This is a genomic window from Flavobacterium sp. Root420 (assembly GCF_001427905.1).
Taxonomy (GTDB): Bacteria; Bacteroidota; Bacteroidia; order Flavobacteriales; family Flavobacteriaceae; genus Flavobacterium.
Genome location: NZ_LMEF01000005.1, coordinates 49652 through 69809 on the forward strand (window position 1 = coordinate 49652; position 20158 = coordinate 69809).

General features: G+C 37.2%; 10 protein-coding genes. All 10 read left to right on the forward strand.

What is annotated here, in order from left to right; translation table 11 throughout:
• The first annotated feature begins 1 nt into the window (after nucleotide 1).
• The 10 genes from ASC72_RS05480 to ASC72_RS05525 all read left to right on the forward strand — a co-directional run bounded on the left by ASC72_RS05480 (nucleotide 2) and on the right by ASC72_RS05525 (nucleotide 19919).
• A complete protein-coding gene (locus tag ASC72_RS05480; protein WP_056188044.1) occupies nucleotides 2-1576 on the forward strand; it encodes a RagB/SusD family nutrient uptake outer membrane protein in 1575 nt (524 codons plus the stop codon).
• 24 nt (nucleotides 1577-1600) lie between these two features.
• On the forward strand, nucleotides 1601-2497 hold the full coding sequence (locus ASC72_RS05485) for a hypothetical protein (RefSeq protein ID WP_131725781.1): 897 nt from the start codon (nucleotides 1601-1603) through the stop codon (nucleotides 2495-2497).
• Nucleotides 2498-2866: 369 nt separating this feature from the next.
• On the forward strand, nucleotides 2867-5344 hold the full coding sequence (gene galB, locus ASC72_RS05490) for a beta-galactosidase GalB (RefSeq protein ID WP_056188053.1): 2478 nt from the start codon (nucleotides 2867-2869) through the stop codon (nucleotides 5342-5344).
• Nucleotides 5345-5466: 122 nt separating this feature from the next.
• Complete coding sequence (locus tag ASC72_RS05495) at nucleotides 5467-7866, forward strand: alpha-xylosidase (RefSeq protein WP_056188057.1); 2400 nt, start codon at nucleotides 5467-5469, stop codon at nucleotides 7864-7866.
• 265 nt (nucleotides 7867-8131) lie between these two features.
• On the forward strand, nucleotides 8132-10135 hold the full coding sequence (locus ASC72_RS05500) for a glycoside hydrolase family 97 protein (protein WP_056188060.1): 2004 nt from the start codon (nucleotides 8132-8134) through the stop codon (nucleotides 10133-10135).
• A gap of 114 nt (nucleotides 10136-10249) precedes the next feature.
• Complete coding sequence (locus ASC72_RS05505; protein ID WP_056188063.1) at nucleotides 10250-12406, forward strand: glycoside hydrolase family 3 C-terminal domain-containing protein; 2157 nt, start codon at nucleotides 10250-10252, stop codon at nucleotides 12404-12406.
• A gap of 5 nt (nucleotides 12407-12411) precedes the next feature.
• Nucleotides 12412-13995 carry a glycoside hydrolase gene (locus ASC72_RS05510; RefSeq protein WP_056188067.1) on the forward strand — a complete coding sequence of 528 codons (1584 nt, stop codon included), beginning with the start codon at nucleotides 12412-12414 and terminating at the stop codon, nucleotides 13993-13995.
• Between the two features lie 34 nt (nucleotides 13996-14029).
• Complete coding sequence (locus tag ASC72_RS05515; protein ID WP_056188070.1) at nucleotides 14030-16273, forward strand: glycoside hydrolase family 3 C-terminal domain-containing protein; 2244 nt, start codon at nucleotides 14030-14032, stop codon at nucleotides 16271-16273.
• A gap of 52 nt (nucleotides 16274-16325) precedes the next feature.
• Nucleotides 16326-17834 carry a cellulase family glycosylhydrolase gene (locus ASC72_RS05520; protein ID WP_082564243.1) on the forward strand — a complete coding sequence of 503 codons (1509 nt, stop codon included), beginning with the start codon at nucleotides 16326-16328 and terminating at the stop codon, nucleotides 17832-17834.
• 135 nt (nucleotides 17835-17969) lie between these two features.
• The gene (locus tag ASC72_RS05525; RefSeq protein WP_056188073.1) at nucleotides 17970-19919 is read left to right on the forward strand and encodes a sialate O-acetylesterase; all 1950 of its coding nucleotides are present in this window, start codon (nucleotides 17970-17972) and stop codon (nucleotides 19917-19919) included.
• Nucleotides 19920-20158 lie beyond the last annotated feature (239 nt).

The window sequence follows — 20158 nt, forward strand, 5'->3', positions numbered from 1 at the left end:
AATGAAAAATACATATCTATATATTTTCTGTTTTAGTTTATTGTCTCTGGGTTCTTGCAGTTTAGAAACAGAGCCATTGACACAACTAACAGATACAAATTTTTACAAAACAACAGATGATGCTTATACGGCACTTGTAGGTTGTTACGATGGTTTACAAGTGGCAACTGGTGCCTCTGGTCTGGGAGTTCCCGTTATAAGCGAAGTAATGTCTGATGACTGTTTTGGAGGAACCGGTAATTCTGATGGTTACGGTTATGCAGCTATTGATGAATTTGATATTAGTCGTTCTCCTTCAGATGTAGATTTATTGAATGGCAACTGGATTGGGTATTATAAAGCACTTTATCGTTGTAATGTTTTCTTGTCTAAAATGGATCAGATTGACTGGAAAGGAAACACAACACTAAGAAATACTTACGAATCTGAAACTAAATTTATCAGAGCTTATCTTTATTTTGAAATGGTGCGTTTGTGGGGAAATATTCCATTGTTAACTGCTCCTTCTTCTGAAAATGTTCCTCAGGCCAATCCTGATGAAGTTTATAAAGTAATTGCACAAGATTTGGTTTTTGCTGCAGAGAATTTACCTGCAACAGCATACAATGCTACAACTAATGGGCGTATTACGAAATGGGCGGCGAAATCTTTACTTGGTCGTGTTTATTTGTACTATACAGGTTACTACGGAAAAGCTGATTTAGTAGGTGTAGTTACTAAAGCTCAGGCTTTAGGACATTTAGAAAATGTTATTGCCAATAGCGGACATGGTTTAGTGGCTGATTTTTCAACGCTTTGGCCAGCGGCTTCTGTAGATAAATATGCAGGTGAAAGCAACAAAGAAAACGTATTTGCTATAAAATACACTTACACTAGTGATTATAACGGAAATACGGATGGTAACCATTGGCTGGTAATGTTTGGTATGAGAGAATTCTCTTCGTATCCTTATGGACGTGGTTGGGGAGTTACAGTAAACTCAAAATTATGGAATGTTTATGATGCCACTGATACAAGACGAGTAGCCACAGTGATTGGAATTGATGAAGAAAAAATTGCATTTGATAAGAAAAATAGTCAAAGAGAATATACAGGTTATTACAACAAAAAATATACGCCAATGGTAGATAAAGACGGAAAAGATCTTCCGTTAACTATGGGTAGCCAGTTTTGGGATATCAGCCAATTTCAGGATTATGTGGTATTAAGATATGCAGATGTTTTATTAATGGCAGCGGAACTTGGAAGTGGAAATGCTCAGGCTTATTTTGATGAGGTGAGAAAAAGAGCTTACAAAGATAATTTTACAAGTTTACCAGTAAATGCTGATAATATTTTGAAAGAAAGACATTTAGAGTTTGCTCTTGAAGGTGTTAGATATTGGGATTTATTACGTCAGGGAATTGGAAAAGCTTCTTCAACAATTGCTGAAACTACTACTTTGTTAAGTGGTGGAGTTGCCGGAACAAAAACAATTACTGCGGCTAAAATTCAGGCAACAAAAGGTTTGCAGCAAATTCCTAATACTCAGATTACCTTATCCAATGGAGTATTAAAACAAAATGCCGGTTGGTAATTTTAACTAAAAATGAAACAAAAAATGAAAAATATTAAAATAGTAATGACTTCGTTTTTGATGTTAGCTATGCTAGTATCATCCTGTTCTCCAGAAACGTATTCTTTAGACGGAGTGACGAATAAATCCGATATTAAGTTTGAAATTACTCAGGATTTAGCAGCTGATCCGGGTGGAAATACTGTAATACTGAAAAACACAACCCCTGGCGTTATATTAACATGGGATTATGGTACAGGAAAATCAAACAAAGCTATCGAAACAGTAAAGTATGCCTTTAAAGGTACTTATACGATAAAAATTTCTGCCGTGACCGGTGGAGGTATTGTTGAGCTGGATCCGGTAACTGTTACCGTGACGAATGATAACTTAAACTATGTAAATGATCCGCTTTGGACTGCCTTATCAGGTGGAGTAGGAAAATCAAAAACATGGTATTTAGATTTAAACGCAGCAGGAGTTTCAAAATATTTTGCAGGTCCGGTTGCATTTTCAGGAAATAAATTGGGATGGCAAAAAGAATGTACAGGAGATAGCGGATTGTGTTGGATATGGGAGCCAGACTGGAAAGGTAATCAATGGATAACACCTGCAGGAGATTATGGATCTATGACATTTAGTTTAAATGGTGGCCCATTTGTAACTGTAAATCATGCATTTACTACTACAAGAGGGACAGAAAACGGGACTTATTATCTTAATGCTACAAGCCATGAGTTAACTATGACAAATGCAGCAATTTTACAAAGCAGTAGTGCTGCAGGGGATGTTGCTGACTGGTCTAATTGTAAAATCATTACCCTGACAAACGATGCAATGCAAATTGCTGTTCGTAATAAGAGCAAGGAAGAGTTTATAATTTTCAATTTTATATCAAAAGAATATAGCGACAGCTGGGTGCCAAAAGCATCTAAACCCTGATATTGATTTGATGTCGGGTGATTTAAATCCCGGTTTTTGTTACTAAAATATAATAGTAAAGACAACCCTTTCAAAGGGACAGATTTGTACATAGTTTCATAAGACCTTGAAATTCTGTTATAGATCTGTCCGAATGGGGCTGAAAACACTTAAAGTCTTCTCTAAAAACGATCTAATTATAAATCTTAAAAAGAACGTTTTTAGAGATTTCTTCTTAAATAGTTTTTTTACTTTTTTGACAAAATCAAATCAGTTTAAGACTAAAAAATACAACAATAGAAAGTGTAAATAAGTAATTTACCGGTAAGTAATTTAATTAAAAGAGTTTATCGGTAAATTTATTTCACACTAATCATTAATAAAAAAAAGATGAGACATTCGATTTTTTTTAAAATACTGACTATTTTAGGACTTTTGGCACTTTTAAGTTGCAATAAAAGGAATGATACTATTTTTACTTCCAGAAAAGTTTCTTTCAATTCAGATTGGAGTTTTCATCTAAATGATAGTATCGTCGATAAAGATACTATTGGAGCTTCTACAAAATGGAGAACTTTAAATGTTCCTCACGATTGGAGCATTGAAGGGAAATTTGATGAAAAAAGCCCGGCAGGTTATGGCGGAGGAGCATTAAACGGAGGTTTAGGCTGGTACAAAAAAACATTTAAAGTTGCCGCAGCTGACACTAGTAAAGTAACTTCAATCATTTTTGATGGCGTTTACAGAAACAGTGAAGTCTGGGTCAACGGACATTATTTAGGAAAACGTCCAAACGGATATATTAGTTTTCAATATGAAATTTCTCCTTACTTAAACTATGGGGATAAAAACAATGAAATAATTGTAAAGGTTGACAATTCAAAACAACCTAATTCGCGTTGGTATTCCGGTTCAGGAATTTTTAGAAATGTCTGGCTCGAAACTACAGATAAATTGCATGTTGCACAATGGGGAACTTATGTTACCACTCCAAAAGTTACTGCTGAAAAAGCTTCAATAAACTTTGAAACAACGATTCAGAATCAAAACTCAGCTTCAAAAAAAGCAACAGTAACAACCACTATTTTTAAAGAAGATACTAAAGTAACAGCTGTTACTCAAAATATAACGATTGGTGCAAACGCCAATCAAACTATCAAACAATCTGTAGAGATTGAGACTCCAATTTTATGGTCGGTTGAAAAACCGGAATTATACACAGCCGTTACTGAAATTTCAGTTGATGATCAAATTGTAGATCAATATAAAACGAATTTCGGAATCAGAGATTTTAAATTTGACCTTGATAAAGGTTTTCTTTTAAATGGAAAACAAGTAAAAATCAAAGGAGTTTGTATGCATCATGATTTAGGAGCATTGGGTTCGGCAATCAATACCCGTGCTATCGAACGCCAATTAGAAATCCTGAAAGGAATGGGTGTAAATGGAATCAGAACTTCTCATAATCCTCCAGCTCCGGAGCTTTTAGATCTTTGTGATAAGATGGGTTTCATTGTCATGGATGAAGCTTTTGACATGTGGAAAAAAAGTAAAACCAAATACGATTATGGAAATGACTGGGACAAATGGCACAAAAAAGATTTGATCGATCAATTGCTCCGTGACCGTAACCATCCAAGTATTTTTGTTTGGAGTATTGGGAACGAGATTCCACAGCAATGGGACGAAAGTGGTGTAATAATAGCAAAGGAATTAGCCGCAATTACACGTCAATACGATAAAACACGACCAATTACAGCGGCCATGAATCCGCCTGTAAATATGAATATTGACGAAGTAACCCTGCAATTTGAACAAAAGAATGTTCAATTTAATGCAATCGCAAAATCGGGTGTTTTGGATCTTATTGGTTACAATTATGCACATCAAACGTACGAGCATCATAAAAAGAATTTTCCGAATACGCCATTTATTGCAACCGAAACTACCTCGGCTTTAGAAACCCGCGGTTATTATGATGCGAATTCTGATTCGATAAAAAAATGGCCGGTAAGATGGGATCTTAAATTTACTGGTGGAAATCCAGATAATACCGTTTCTGCTTATGATCAGGTACAGGCGCCTTGGGGTTCTACACACGAAGCAACCTGGAAAATCATTAAAAAACATGATTATCTTTCCGGAATGTACATTTGGACAGGTTTCGATTATATCGGAGAACCAACTCCGTACGAATGGCCGTCTATTAGCTCGTACTTCGGAATTGTAGATTTAGCGGGTTTCCCAAAAGATGTGTATTATATGTATCAAAGCGAATGGACGGACAAAACCGTATTGCACATTTTCCCACATTGGAATTGGAAAGCGGGACAAACAGTTGATGTTTGGGCATACTATAATAATGCTGATGAGGTTGAGCTTTTCTTAAATGGAAAATCAGTTGGTGTTCGAAGCAAAAAAGGAGAAGATTTGCATGTAATGTGGAAAGTTCCTTTTCAGGCCGGAACATTAAAAGCAATATCACGTAAAAATGGAAAAACAGTTTTAGAAACAGAAATCAAAACTGCCGGAAATCCATCAAATTTAAAATTGACTGCGGACAGAAGCAACATAAAAGCTGATGGAAATGATTTGTCATTTGTCGCAGTTGATATTTTGGATGCAAAAGGTGTTTTAGCACCAAAAGCGAATAATGAAATTAATTTCTCTTTAAAAGGAAATGGAAAAATAGTAGGTGTTTGCAGTGGAGATCCGGTAAGTCATGAATCGTACAAAGGTTCAAAACATACAGCGCTAAACGGAAAATGTTTGGTCATTGTTCAATCAGCAAATAAAACAGGAAGATTAGAATTAACCGCTAAAGCGAATGGATTAAAACCCGCCACAATTGTAATTACAGCAGAATAAACAAGTTTCGTTCCTAACAGGTTTCCAAAACCTGTTAGGAATTTTATTTAATATTTTTAAAAATCAACACAAACCTACAAGGTTTCGAAAACCTTGCAGGTTAACTATTAATAAATTAACTAATGAAAAACTCACAACTCACAACCTTGTTTTCAATCTTGATGTTTGGATTGTTGGCGACGCCAAATGCATCGGCACAAATTCAAAATGCAGATGTTTTGAACGCTCCAATAGACATCAGTAAAGATTTTCAGAATTACCTGAACACTTTTTATTTTGCCGATGAATTAACTGGTTTTGATCCGGCAACCGGAAAAGGAACCATAAAATATTTAAGATACAATTACAAAACGCGTCAGGCCTTCAACAACATGATGATGAAACCGGATACCGTTGCAGCAAACGAATTTCCAACAACAGAATACGACGTTTCACCAGAATTGCCTTTCCAGATTCAGTTTGTTTCTGATAGAACAATCCGAATCAAAACGACTTCAGGACCACAATTTCATCCTGAAAAAGAGTCTCTAATGTTGATTAACGGTGTTGCGCCAAATCATCCCGAATTATGGAAATATTCTAAAATCGAAGGCGGTCATAAATACACCAGCAAACACGGTGTTGTCGAGATTTTATCAAAACCTTGGCACGTAAAAATTTACGATGAAACCGGAAAGTTACTAACCAGTACGCTTCATGATTCTGATTTCAAAAATACGTATACACCAACGCTTCCGTTTTCATATGTTCGAAGAAATAGTGATTACTCCAGAAGTATGGGTGCGGCTTTCAGCTTAGAACCGGACGAAAAAATATTTGGTTGTGGAGAATCTTTCACCCAATTCAACAAACGCGGTCAAAAAGTAGTTTTATGGACTGATGATGCAAATGGAATCCAGAACGAAACCATGTACAAACCGGTTCCGTTTTATATGAGCAGCCGTGGTTATGGAGTTTTCATGCATCATTCAACGCCTATTACAGTTGATTTTGGAAGATACTTTGGAAGTGCTAACGAAATGTACATCGGCGATGACGAAGCCGATTTGTTTTTCTTCATCGGAGAACCAAAAGATATTTTAGATCAATATACAGATTTGACAGGAAAAGCTGCCATGCCACCACTTTGGTCGTTTGGTTTCTGGATGAGCCGAATCACTTATTTCACTGAAAAAGAAGGAAGAGAAGTAGCCAAAGATTTACGTAAATATAAAATTCCAACCGATGTAATTCACTTTGATACCGGTTGGTTTGATGTCGATTGGAGAAACAATTACGAGTTTGCAAAAGCACGTTTCCCGGATGCTCAAAAAATGATGTCAGATTTAAAAGACGATGGTTTTCATGTATGTTTATGGCAATTGCCTTATTTCACACCAAAGAATACTTTGTTCAACGAAATCATGGATAAAAACTTAGCAGTAAGAGACCGTAAAGGAAATCTTCCTTACGAAGATGCTGTTTTAGATTTCTCAAATCCTGAAACGGTAACATGGTATCAAGCCAAATTGAAAAGATTATTCGATCAGGGCGTTTCTGTTTTCAAAGTTGATTTTGGAGAAGCAGCACCACCAGAAGGAATCTACCATTCAGGAAGAACTGGTTTCTACGAACACAATTTATACCCATTAAGATACAATAAGGCAGTTGCTGAAATTACACAGAAAGAAAAAGGATATACTTTAATCTGGGCCAGAAGTACATGGGCAGGATCTCAGCGTTACCCATTACATTGGGGTGGAGATGCTGAAACTTCAAACGGAGCCATGTCAGCTGAATTAAGAGGCGGACTTTCCTTAGGATTAAGCGGATTCAGTTTCTGGAGCCATGATGTGGGTGGATTTGCTACAAAATCTCCTGAGAATTTATACAGAAGATGGGCACCATTCGGAATGTTTACTTCGCACGTAAGAAGCCACGGTGAGCCTCCGCGCGAACCTTGGTTGTACAGCAAAGACTTTTTAGAAGGTTTCAGAAAAGCAGATAATATGCGTTACGAATTAATGCCTTATATCTACGCTCAGGCAAAAGAAAGTTCTCAAAAAGGATTGCCAATGATGCGTGCCTTATTTGTAGAATATCCAAACGATCCGGGAGCATGGTTAGTGGATAATGAATATTTATTCGGATCAAGTATGTTAGTGGCACCACTTTTTGAAGAAGTAACGGAAAGAGATGTTTACCTTCCGGAAGGAACCTGGATTGATTATCAAACTAAAAAAGTATACCAATCAGGATGGCATAAAATTAAAGCGGGCGAAGTGCCGATTGTAGTTTTAGTAAAAGACGGAACGGCATTGCCTCACATCGCTTTGGCACAATCAACAAAAGACATGGATTGGAGCAAATTGACATTGAAAGTGTATGCAAGTGATGCTACAACTTCGGCGAAAGCCAAAGTGTTTTTACCGGAGGGAGATGCCGTTCAGGAAATCACAGTAACTAAAAAAGGAAGCAATTTTGAAGTTGCACCAAATGTATTAAACGGAAAAACCACTTTTAAAACGGAGTGGATTAAATAAATTTCAGACGCAGATTAAAAGGATTATTTCTCTCGCAGATTTAGCAGATCATGCAGATTTTTTAATCTTTAAAATCAGTGAAAAAATATAGCCACAGATTAGAGGATTAAAAAGATTAAAAAATAAATATGCGATATCTGCAAAATCTGCGAGAAAAAATAAAATAACATCCCAAAAGGATAAAAATAAGTTTTGTTTGAGTTTTTAAATCGGGTGAAAGCTTTGCTAACGCCCGATTTATTAAAAATGAATTAAGAAAAATATCATGAAAAATTACCTGATTCTTCCCGCTTTAATCCTTTCTGTTTCGATTGGATACAGTCAGAAAAATAAAAATGCTTACGAACTGGCTTCGCCAAACGGACAGAATAAAATAAAATTTGAGTTGGTAAAAAATGCTCCAAAATATGCTGTTTCACATGGAAAAACCGAAGTGATTACACCATCTGACATGGGTTTTTTATTGAAAGGAAATGAAAATTTAAGTTCTGACTTCGAAATCAAAAATGTAAAGAACACTTCGTTTGACGAGACCTGGGAACAGGTTTGGGGAGAAAAGAAAAATATCAGAAACCATTACAATCAGCTTTCGGTTGAATTACAGCAAAAAAGCGGAAACAAACGCAAACTCGAAATTCAGTTTCGTGCGTTTGATGACGGAATCGCTTTTAGATACGTATATCCAAAACAAAATGTAAAAGACAGTATTTTCATTATGGATGAAAAAACGACTTTTAATTTGAAAGAAGATGGAAAAGCATGGTGGATTCCGGCAAACAGAGAAAACCGCGACGAATATCTTTTCAAAGATGCACCGGTAAGTACTTTAGATACCGTCTTGACTCCACTAACAATTGAAAGCAAAAGCGGATTGGCCTTAAGTTTTCATGAAGCAAACTTAACGGATTTTGCCAGTATGACTTTGGTCAATACAACCGGAACCCAATTAAAATCGGATTTGGTGCCGTGGGCCGATGGTGTTAAAGTTCGTGTAAAAGACACTTTTACTTCTTCATGGAGAACACTTCAAATTGGAGAGAATCCCGGAGATTTGATTACTTCTTATTTGATTCTAAACCTCAACGAACCAAACAAATTAAAGAATATAAGTTATTTCAAACCGTACAAATACTTCGGAATCTGGTGGGGAATGCACATCGGAAAATATACTTTTTGGGAAAGTGAAAAACAGGGTGCTACAACAAAACACGCCGAAGAATACATAGATTTTACTGCCAAAGAAGGTTTTCATCATTTATTGATCGAAGGCTGGAACAAAGGCTGGACACCAGCCTGGTATGAGAACCATATGCACATGTTCAGTTTCACCAAAAGTGCCGACAATTTCGATCTGGAAAAAGTAGTGGAATACGGAAAGAAAAAAGATGTAGAACTTATCGGTTACCACGAAACGGGTTCAAACCTGATCAATTACTTAAAACAGGTGGATGAAGGTTTTGCGTTGTACAAAAAACTAGGGATGCATTCGGTTAAAATAGGACATGTTGGTTCGAAATTGAACATGAAAGAAAATCATTTCGGACAATTTGGAGTGAATTATTTCAGATACATCTTAGAAAAAGCGGCACAGTATGATTTGGCAGTTTTATACCACGAATCGATAAAAGATACCGGAGAACGCAGAACTTTTCCAAATATGGTTTCAAGGGAAGCGGCACGCGGACAGGAATATAATGCGTGGAGCGAAGGAAATCCGCCAAACCATTTAACGATTATTCCGTTTACAAGGTTGCTTTCAGGACCAATGGATTTTACACCAGGAATTTTTGATGTTGAGGTAAAACAAGGGTATCCCGGAAAAAGGGTTCACGGAACTGCCGCACAGCAATTGGCATTGTACGTAACGATTTATGCGCCAATCCAAATGATGGCCGATCTTCCTGAAAATTACGAAGGAAAACCGGCATTACAATTCCTAAAAGATGTTCCGACAGATTGGGAAGACACAAAAGTATTGGAAGGAAAAATTGGAGAATACATCACCACAGCCCGTAAGGACAGAAATAGTGCCGATTGGTTTTTAGGAACGATCACAAACGAAAAAGCAAGGGATGTAAATGTTGCCTTGTCATTTTTAGATCCAACTGCGACTTACGAAGCACAAATTTATGCTGACGCCGAAGGAACAGATGAAACACATAATCCAGCTGAAATTGCGATTTCTAAGAAAACAGTTAAAGCGTCAGATGTATTAAAATTGCATTTAGGCGGTGCTGGCGGAACAGCAATTAGATTCAAAAAACTATAATTAATTTGATATCCTAACAGGTTTTTAAAACCTGTTAGGTATTTTTTACACTGCAATTAAATTTTCAAAAAATATAAAATTTAAACCCAGGGTTTAATAGCCACATTTTTTTAAATGAAAAACCTTTCGCTACATATCGTTTTTCTTTTGTCGGTCAATTTGATGTTGTCGCAGCAAAAGCAATATCCTTTTCAGGATCCAAAACTGGATACTGAAAAGCGTATTGATAATTTGCTGTCGTTAATGATGCTCGATGAAAAAGTTCAGGCTTTGAGCACAAATCCATCGATAAAAAGATTAGGTGTTACAGGTACAGGTCACGTAGAAGGATTGCACGGTTTGGCATTAGGTGGACCTGGAGAATGGGGTGGAAAAAATAAACAGCCCATAACAACCACCACTTTTCCACAGGCTTATGGCTTGGGGGAAACCTGGGATATTGTTTTGCTTCAGAAAGTGGCCAATGTTGAAGGTTACGAAACCCGATATGCTTTTCAGAAATACCATCGCGGCGGATTAGTTGTTCGTGCTCCAAATGCCGACATAGCGAGAGATCCACGTTGGGGACGTACCGAAGAAAGTTATGGTGAAGATGCTTTTTTTAACGGAACCATGACGGTTGCTTTTGTAAAAGGGTTGCAAGGAAATAATTCAAAGTATTGGCAAACGGCTTCGTTAATGAAACACTTTTTAGCCAATAGCAATGAAGATGGCAGAACCTATACATCATCTGATTTTGATGAAAGATTATGGAGAGAATATTATTCTTTGCCTTTTCAAATGGGAGTTGTTGAAGGCGGTTCTCGTGCTTATATGGCAGCCTATAATAAAGTGAATGGAATTCCGGCAATGGTACATCCGATGCTGAAAAACATTACCCAGAAAGAATGGGGACAAAACGGAATAATTTGTACCGATGGAGGTGCCTTCAAATTATTGCTTTCAGATCATAAATATTATGCGGATAAATATCTGGGTGCTGCAGCTGCAGTAAAAGCCGGAATCAATCAGTTTTTGGATGATTATACAGAAGGTGTTTATGGCGCTCTTTCGCATGGTTATTTAAAAGAAAAAGATATTGATGCCGTAATTCGCGGGAATTACAGAGTCATGATTCAACTCGGCATGTTAGATGTTACGGATGAAAATCCATATACGAAAATCGGAACAGGAAAAGATACTATCGATCCGTGGAAAACGGAAGCGCATAAAAAAATCGCTTTAGAAGCAACCCAAAAATCTATTGTACTGCTTAAAAACGATTCCAATCTATTGCCTTTGCAAAAAGACAAATTAAAAACAATTGCGATAATTGGGAATCGCGCTGATGAAGTGCTTCTGGATTGGTACAGCGGAACACCTCCGTATACCATTACTCCTTTGCAGGGAATAAAAAATAAGCTTGGCAGCAACGTTGAAATTCTATATGCTAAGAACAATACAGATGGCAAGGCCGCTGAAATAGCCAAAAAAGCAGATGCTGTTATTGTTATTGTCGGAAATCATCCGGTTTGTAATGCCGGTTGGGCCAATTGTCCCGTTCCAAGTGAAGGAAAAGAAGCTGTAGATCGCCAGTCGCTGACTTTGGAGCAGGAAGATTTGATTAAAGTAGTGTATCAGGCCAATCCGAAAACGGTAGTGGCCCTGATCAGTAGTTTCCCATACGCCATCAACTGGACACAAGAACATGTTCCGGCAATTGTTCACATGGCACAAAACAGTCAGGAAACCGGAAGCGCTTTGGCAGATGTTTTATTTGGAGACTATAATCCAGCTGGGCGTTTAACTCAGACCTGGGTAAAAAACATAACCGATTTACCGGATTTATTAGATTATAATATCCGAAACGGCAGAACCTATATGTATTTCAAAGGAAAACCTTTATATGCTTTTGGCCATGGATTAAGCTATACCACTTTCAAATACAATTCAATTGAAACCAATTCGGAAACTATTTCTAAAAATACTGAAATAAAAATCACCGTTTCAGTTACCAATACCGGAAACAGAGACGGAGATGAGGTTTTTCAGTTGTATGTAAAACAATTAGATTCAAAAGTACAACGTGCTGAAAAAGAATTAAAAGCATTTCAAAGAGTGTTCTTCAAAGCCGGAGAAACGAAGAATGTTGTATTGACTTTAAAAGCAAAAGATTTAGAATATTGGAATACAGCAAAACAACAATTTGAACTGGAAAACAATACTATTGAACTTCAGATCGGAAGTGCTTCAGATGTTATGCTACTCAATAAAAAAATAACCGTGAAATAATTGAAATGAAAAGAAAAGGGATCATATTGCTTATTTTAATATCACTTTACAATGCTGAAATGTTTGGACAGCAGACCAATACCAGTTCAGACAGAATTATAAAAGTGGATTACAATAAAGCTGCCGGAAAACTAAATACGATGTTCAAAGAATGCATTGGTGCCGGTCGTGCCAATGAAGGATTGCGTGCCGACTGGCAACAGCAACTCGCAATGACCAAAAAAGAATGCGATTTTAAATACATCAGAATGCATGGTTTATTGTCTGATGATATGGCGGTTTACAGAGAAGATTCGAAAGGAAATCCGGAATACAATTATCAATATATTGATGTTTTGTATGATTTTATATTGAGCATTAAAATGAAACCTTTTGTAGAATTAGGTTTTATGCCAGAGGCTTTGGCCAGTGGAAAAGAAACGATTTTTTGGTGGAAAGGAAATGTAACCCCTCCAAAAGATTATAAAAAATGGGAAGACCTAATTCGCAACTTAACACAACATTTCACTGAACGTTACGGAGCCGAAGAAGTAAAAACCTGGTATTTTGAAGTTTGGAACGAACCTAATCTTTCTCCAGGTTTCTGGACGGGAACACAGACGGACTATTTCAAATTATATGAATATGCAGCCCGAGGCATAAAAACAGTAAATCCAGCTTATAAAGTGGGCGGTCCTGCAACAGCAGGCGCGGCCTGGGTTCCGGAAACAATTGATTTTTGTGCTAAAAACAATGTTCCGTTAGATTTTATTTCGACACATACCTATGGTGTAAAACAAGGTTATCTCGATGAATTTGGAACTTCGGGAACGGTTTTAAACAAAGAAGATTCAAGTATAAGCGGCGATGTAATTAATTCCCGCAACCAAATTTCGAATTCGGCTAAGCCAAAATTAGAATTGCATTATACGGAATGGAGTTCTTCATACACACCGGCAGATCCGGTTCACGACAGTTATCACTCTGCAGCTTATATTCTTCAGAAATTAAAACAAGTTGGTAATGCCGCAAATTCAATGTCGTATTGGGTTTTCACCGATATTTTTGAAGAACCGGGTCCAAGATTCACCCCTTTTCATGGCGGTTTTGGATTATTGAATACACAGGGAATTAAAAAACCGGCTTATTTCTCTTATTCTCTTCTAAATAAACTGGGAGAAACAGAACTTCAGAATAAAGATACCTCTTCATGGGCGGCTAAAAATGCAAAAGGAGATGTTCAGGTTTTATTCTGGGATTTCACCAATACACATCCGGGCGATAAAGTTTGGAATCAGACCTATTATGTTCAGGATTTGCCTTCTCAATCAAAAGGAACAGTGAAAATTGAAGTGGACGGACTTCAAAAAGGGAAATACAATCTGGAGATTTATAAAGTGGGCTATAAAACAAATGATGCTTACGCCGATTATTTAGCCATGAACAAACCTAATCAGCTTACTATTGATCAGGTTAAAAAGATTAAGGAACACAATAATGGTGCGCCAATTTTAACTGAAAAAGTAGTAATTGATTCAAAAGGGACGTACCGTAAAGATTTTAAAATTAACGAAAATGATGTTGTGTTATTCAACTTCGTCAAACAATAAACTATTAAAAAACCACAAAAAATAAATAAAAAACATGAAAAAGAAAATGATATATCTACCGGTTTTTATGGCTTTTGCATTGCTTACTTCTTGTAAAAAAGACGCACAGACCGAAAATTCAAATGCTGTTCAGACAGAGGAACATCAGGGAAAAGAAATCAGTTCAGAATTTGATGCAGAGATAGACAAATTGGTTTCTCAAATGACATTGGAAGAAAAAATCGGAATGCTGCACGGGAACAGTATGTTCAGTACCGGTGCGGTAGAACGTTTAGGTATTCCCGAATTAAAAATGGCCGACGGACCTTTAGGAGTTCGTGAAGAAATTTCACGTGACAACTGGGCGCCGGCTGGATTAACAAACGATTTTGCAACTTACTACCCTGCAGGGGGAGGTTTGGCTGCAACGTGGAATGCTGAAATGGCATATACTTTCGGGAACAGTCTTGGACAGGAAATGCGTGCAAGAGATAAAGACATGCTGCTTTCACCGGCAATCAATATTGTAAGAACACCACTTGGAGGAAGAACTTACGAATACATGAGTGAAGATCCGTTTTTGAATAAAAAAATCGCGGTACCGGTAGTTGTTGGTTTACAAGACAATGATGTTATGGCTTGTGTGAAACATTTCGCAGCAAACAATCAGGAAACAAACCGTGATTTTGTTGATGTGCAAATTGACGAGCGTACGCTTCGTGAAATTTATTTGCCAGCGTTTGAAGCGACTATAAAAGAAGGCCATGCTTATAGTGTAATGGGTGCTTATAATAAATTTAGAGGTGAATATTTATGTGAGAACGATTATATGCTGAATAAAATTCTTCGTGACGAATGGGGATTTAAAGGTATAGTGGTTTCAGATTGGGCTGCGGTTCATTCAACAGTTAAATCTTTAAAAAGTGGTTTAGATATTGAAATGGGAACACCAAAACCTTTCAACGAATTTTTCCTTGCTGATAAATTAGTTGCAGCAGCCAAAGCAGGTGAAGTGTCTGAAGCGGAAATTGATATCCATGTAAAAAGAATTTTACGCACCTTGTTTCAGGTGAAAGCTATGGGTAGTGCCAGTAAAAACCGTGTTAAAGGAAGTATTTCAACTGAAGCACATTATCAGGATGCTTACAAAATTGCTGCTGAAGCAATCGTTTTATTGAAAAATGAAAATAACGCATTGCCTTTAAAATTAGACGGAGTAAAATCTATTGCTGTAATTGGAAATAATGCAACAAAGAAAAATGCTTTAGGCGGATTTGGCGCAGGTGTTAAGACAAAAAGAGAAATTACACCATTAGAAGGTTTGAAAAACAGATTACCATCCTCAATTAAAATTAATTATGCTGAAGGTTATTTGGAGCGTTACGATGAAAAAAATAAAGGAAAACTAGGAGATATTACTTTAAACGGACCAGTAACAGTAGATCAGTTGGATCCGGCAAAAGTGCAGGAAGCTGTTGAAGCTGCAAAGAAATCAGATGTGGCGATCATTTTTGCGGGTTCAAACCGTGATTATGAAACAGAAGCTTCTGACCGCAGAACTTTAAAATTACCTTTCGGACAAGAAGAATTGATTCAGAAAGTATTGGCTGTTAATCCAAGAACGATTGTCGTGATGATTGCCGGAGCTCCTTTTGATATTGATGCGGTTAGCAAAAAATCTCAGGCTTTGGTTTGGAGCTGGTTCAACGGTTCTGAAGGTGGAAATGCATTGGCCGATGTGATCTTAGGAAAAGTAAATCCGTCAGGAAAATTACCATGGACAATGCCTAAAAACATTATGGATTCTCCTGCACACGCAACAAATAGTTTCCCGGGCGGAAAAGAAGTAAAATATGCTGAAGGGATTTTAGTGGGTTACCGTTGGTTTGATACTAAAAACATTACTCCATTATATCCTTTCGGATATGGATTATCATACACCACTTTTGCTTTCGAAAATGCCAAAGCTGATAAAGCTTCTTATGATGAAAATGAAACGATCACTGTTTCTGTTGACGTAAAAAACACAGGAAAAGTAGATGGGAAAGAAGTGGTTCAGTTATATGCTTCAAAATCAGATTCAAAAGTAAGCCGTGCTTCAAAAGAATTAAAAGGATTCAAAAAAGTGTTGGTAAAAGCCGGTAATTTGGAAACTGTTACGATAAAACTTCCGGTAAAAGAACTGGCTTATTATGATGTGGCTTCAAAAAAATGGGTTGTTGAAGCTGGAAAATACACCTTGAAAGTTGGAAATTCTTCAAGAGATATCAAAAAAGAAATTGAAATAACCATCAAATAAATTTCAATTAAAATACAACTAAAACCACTTAACTACTATAAAAACCAAATAAATGAACCGAATAGTAAAAATTTATCTGTTAAACACCGTTTTGTGTTTATCGTGGATAAGCCTTCTGGCCTGTAGTGCTGAAAAAGAGACTACGCCTGATAACCCAATACTGCTTGTAAAAACGCTGACCGTTGATCTCAATAAAATTGAATTCCAGAGTCCGGCCAGTACTTCAGAATTTATTGTTACAGCAAATGCTACGAAATGGTCGGTTGCTGCGTCTGAGGCAAGCTGGTTGACATTTACTCCGGGGACTGGTGTTTCCGGAAAAACAACCATTACAGTAACCACTTCAGAGAATACTACTTCTGTAGCAAGAACCGCTGTAATTACGATCAGTTCAAGTGAAGTGGCATCGGTACAAGTAAACGTTTCTCAGGCAGCAAAAAAAGGTATTTATCCAAGTTACAACACAAACCCAATTGCTGCCGACGCAACTGGAATGAGCAGCACTGCCGTTCAATTGGCGGCAAAAATAAAATTAGGATGGAATATCGGTAATACAATGGAAGCGACCGGCGGAGAAACTGCCTGGGGAAATCCAAAAATCACAAAAGCGTTGATCGATGCTGTAAAAGCAAAAGGTTTTAATGCGATCCGAATTCCGTGTTCATGGAATCAATACCTGGAAAATACGGCAACAGCAAAAATAAAAGCAGATTGGTTAAACCGTGTAAAAGAAGTGGTACAATATTGCGTTGACAACGACATGTATGTACTGGTGAATATTCACTGGGACGGTGGCTGGCTGGAAAACAATATTACCGAAGCTAGAAAAGAGGAAAACAACGCGAAACAAAAAGCGTTTTGGGAACAAATTGCAACCACTTTACGCGGGTTTGACGAGCATGTATTATTCGCAAGCGCCAATGAACCGGCAGTTGAAGATGCAGCTCAAATGGCTGTTTTAACCTCATACCACCAAACATTTATCGATGCCGTACGTTCTACCGGAGGGAAAAATGCTAATCGTGTGTTGGTAATACAAGGCCCTACAACGGACATTGAAAAAACCAATAAACTAATGCTGAATTTACCAACAGATAAAGTGTCGAATAAAATGATGGTTGAGGTACATTATTATGCGCCATGGAATTTTGCAGGTATGACAAAAGACGAATCCTGGGGTAAAATGTTTTACTATTGGGGAGCTGGTTTTCATTCTACAACCGATACAGAACGAAACCCAACCTGGGGAGAGGAAGCTGATTTGGAGAAAAATTTTAAGTTAATGAAAACACAGTTTGTAGATAAAGGAATTCCGGTTTTACTGGGAGAATTTGGTGCAATCAGAAGAACAACCTTAACAGGAGATGCTTTAACCCTACATTTAGCTTCAAGAGCGTATTACTTAAAAAGTGTGGTAAAACAAGCCAAAGCAAATGGTTTGCTGCCTTTTTATTGGGATGAAGGAAGCATAGGCAACAATGGTTTCGGAATTTTTAATAGAAGTGATAATACTGTTTTTGATACTCAGGCGCTAAATGCCCTGATTGAAGGATTGCAATAAATACCTATATTTGATGATATAGATGGAACCCAAAGTTCGCAAGCAAGCGCTATGTACGCAAGCTTAGCGAACTTTGCGTAGTTTCATTGCGGTCTTTGCGGTTAAATTTTTAAGTTAAATTTCAAGATAAAGAAAATGAAAAAATACACAACCTTTATTTTAGTACTGGTAAGCATAATTGCAAATGCCAATGTAAAAATGCCATTATTGTTTGCCGACGGAATGGTTTTACAGCGCAACAAGGAAATCCCAGTTTGGGGTTGGGCAGATCCTAATGAAAAAGTTGAAGTCCATTTCAACAAACAAACCAAAACCATAGTGGCCGATAAAAACGGAAAATGGATGGTTAAATTATCTGCTGAAAAAGCAGGAGGGCCTTTTGAATTAACCATTACAGGAAAAAACAAAATCGTCATCAAAGATGTTTTGGTTGGTGAAGTATGGATTTGCAGCGGACAATCCAATATGGAATTTCAAGTTTCGAAAACCATGAACGCCGAAAAAGAAATAGCCGATTCTAATTACCCAATGATTCGTCATTTTGGTGTGGCGCAAGATTTAAGTGGAACTCCAAAAGACGATTTAAAAGCCGGAAAATGGCAGGTTTCCAACAAAGAAAATGTTGGGAATTTTACAGCGGTAGGCTATTATTTTGCCAAAAAACTTTATTCGGAATTAAAAATCCCAATCGGAATCATCAATACTTCCTGGGGCGGAACCAATGTCGAAACCTGGACAAGCCGTGAAGCATTTCAAAAAAGTGATGATTTCAAAGCCATGATTGCTAATGTTCCAACAATGAATATTGATTCTATTTCAAAATTGTACGCAAAACAAATGAAAGAAAGAGTCGAAAAAATTCAAGGAACTTCAGTAAGCACAGAAAATGAAAATACCTTCAAAGAACCAACATTCAATGATGCAAACTGGGGTGAATTAATTACACCTAGTTTATGGGAAAATCAGCCTTTGGGTGATTTAGATGGCATTGTTTGGATGCGAAAAACAATCACGCTTTCAGCAGAAGATATTAAAAACAAAGCCGTTTTAAGCCTTTCAAAAATTGATGACGAAGATATCACCTATGTAAACGGAATCGAAGTGGGTAAAAACACCCAATGGGATTTCAAACGTGTTTACGAAGTACCGGCAAATGTTTTAAAAGAAGGACAAAATATAATTGCCGTAAGAATTGTCGATAACAGCGGTGGCGGCGGAATCTACGGAGAAGCATCCGATTTAAAATTGACTTTAGGCAGCAAAACCATTCCGCTTGACGGAAAATGGAAGTTTAAAGTGATAATGGTAAAAACATCATTATCACCAAACAGTTATCCGTCATTATTGTACAACGCCATGGTAAATCCGTTGGTTCCTTATGCAATTGAGGGGGTTTTATGGTATCAGGGTGAAGCCAATGTGTGGAGAGCAAATCAATACAAAAAAGCATTTCCGTTAATGATCAGCGATTGGAGAACAAAATTCAATCAGGGCGATTTTCCATTTTACTTTGTACAATTATCCACTTTCAATGAATCCAACGGCAACAGCAAAGCAGGAAGTCGTTGGGCAGAACTTCGCGAAGCACAATCTGAAACGCTAAAATTGAAAAATACCGGAATGGCCGTTACCACAGATATTGGAAACGCAAAAGACATTCACCCAACCAACAAACAAGACGTTGGATTGCGTTTGGCAGCAATCGCTTTAAACAATGTTTACGGCAAAAAACAAGTTTACAGCGGACCAACCTATAAATCTCAGGAAATTAAGGGAAACCAAATCATCCTGACTTTCGATAATATCGGTTCAGGTTTGTCAACTTCAGACAATTCCCAAAACGTAAAAGGTTTCGAAATTGCCGGTGCCGACAAAGTTTTTCATTCCGTGAAAGCGATAATTAAAGACAATAAAATAATCGTTACAAGCGAAAATGTTCCAAATCCTGTTGCTGTTCATTACGGTTGGGCAGACGACGATACCGAAATCAATCTTTTCAACAAAGAAAAATTCCCGGCATCGCCTTTCAGAACTGATAATTGGGAAATGATTACGGCAAACGAGAAATATAAGGTTAGTAAATAATAATTTGGGCGTGCCACCAATATAAAAAGGGGCTGACTTTAGCACCGCTTAGTCGCCCCTTTTTATATTGCTGTCGGGCTTTCGCTGCTACTTCGGTAGCTTAGCTCTATCCCTCACGCGCGCTATCCTAACAGGTTTCCAAAACCTGTTAGGTATTATTATTATTATTATTATTATTATTTTAATATTGGATTGAAAAAATAAATACCTAACAGGTTTCCAAAACCTGTTAGGATAAG

Bases quoted from the DNA above. Each gene is read 5' to 3' on its own strand.
- ASC72_RS05480 (WP_056188044.1), top strand. From the start codon at position 2: ATGAAAAATACATATCTATATATTTTCTGTTTTAGTTTATTGTCTCTG.
- ASC72_RS05485 (WP_131725781.1), top strand. From the start codon at position 1,601: ATGAAAAATATTAAAATAGTAATGACTTCGTTTTTGATGTTAGCTATG.
- galB (WP_056188053.1), top strand. From the start codon at position 2,867: ATGAGACATTCGATTTTTTTTAAAATACTGACTATTTTAGGACTTTTG.
- ASC72_RS05495 (WP_056188057.1), top strand. From the start codon at position 5,467: ATGAAAAACTCACAACTCACAACCTTGTTTTCAATCTTGATGTTTGGA.
- ASC72_RS05500 (WP_056188060.1), top strand. From the start codon at position 8,132: ATGAAAAATTACCTGATTCTTCCCGCTTTAATCCTTTCTGTTTCGATT.
- ASC72_RS05505 (WP_056188063.1), top strand. From the start codon at position 10,250: ATGAAAAACCTTTCGCTACATATCGTTTTTCTTTTGTCGGTCAATTTG.
- ASC72_RS05510 (WP_056188067.1), top strand. From the start codon at position 12,412: ATGAAAAGAAAAGGGATCATATTGCTTATTTTAATATCACTTTACAAT.
- ASC72_RS05515 (WP_056188070.1), top strand. From the start codon at position 14,030: ATGAAAAAGAAAATGATATATCTACCGGTTTTTATGGCTTTTGCATTG.
- ASC72_RS05520 (WP_082564243.1), top strand. From the start codon at position 16,326: ATGAACCGAATAGTAAAAATTTATCTGTTAAACACCGTTTTGTGTTTA.
- ASC72_RS05525 (WP_056188073.1), top strand. From the start codon at position 17,970: ATGAAAAAATACACAACCTTTATTTTAGTACTGGTAAGCATAATTGCA.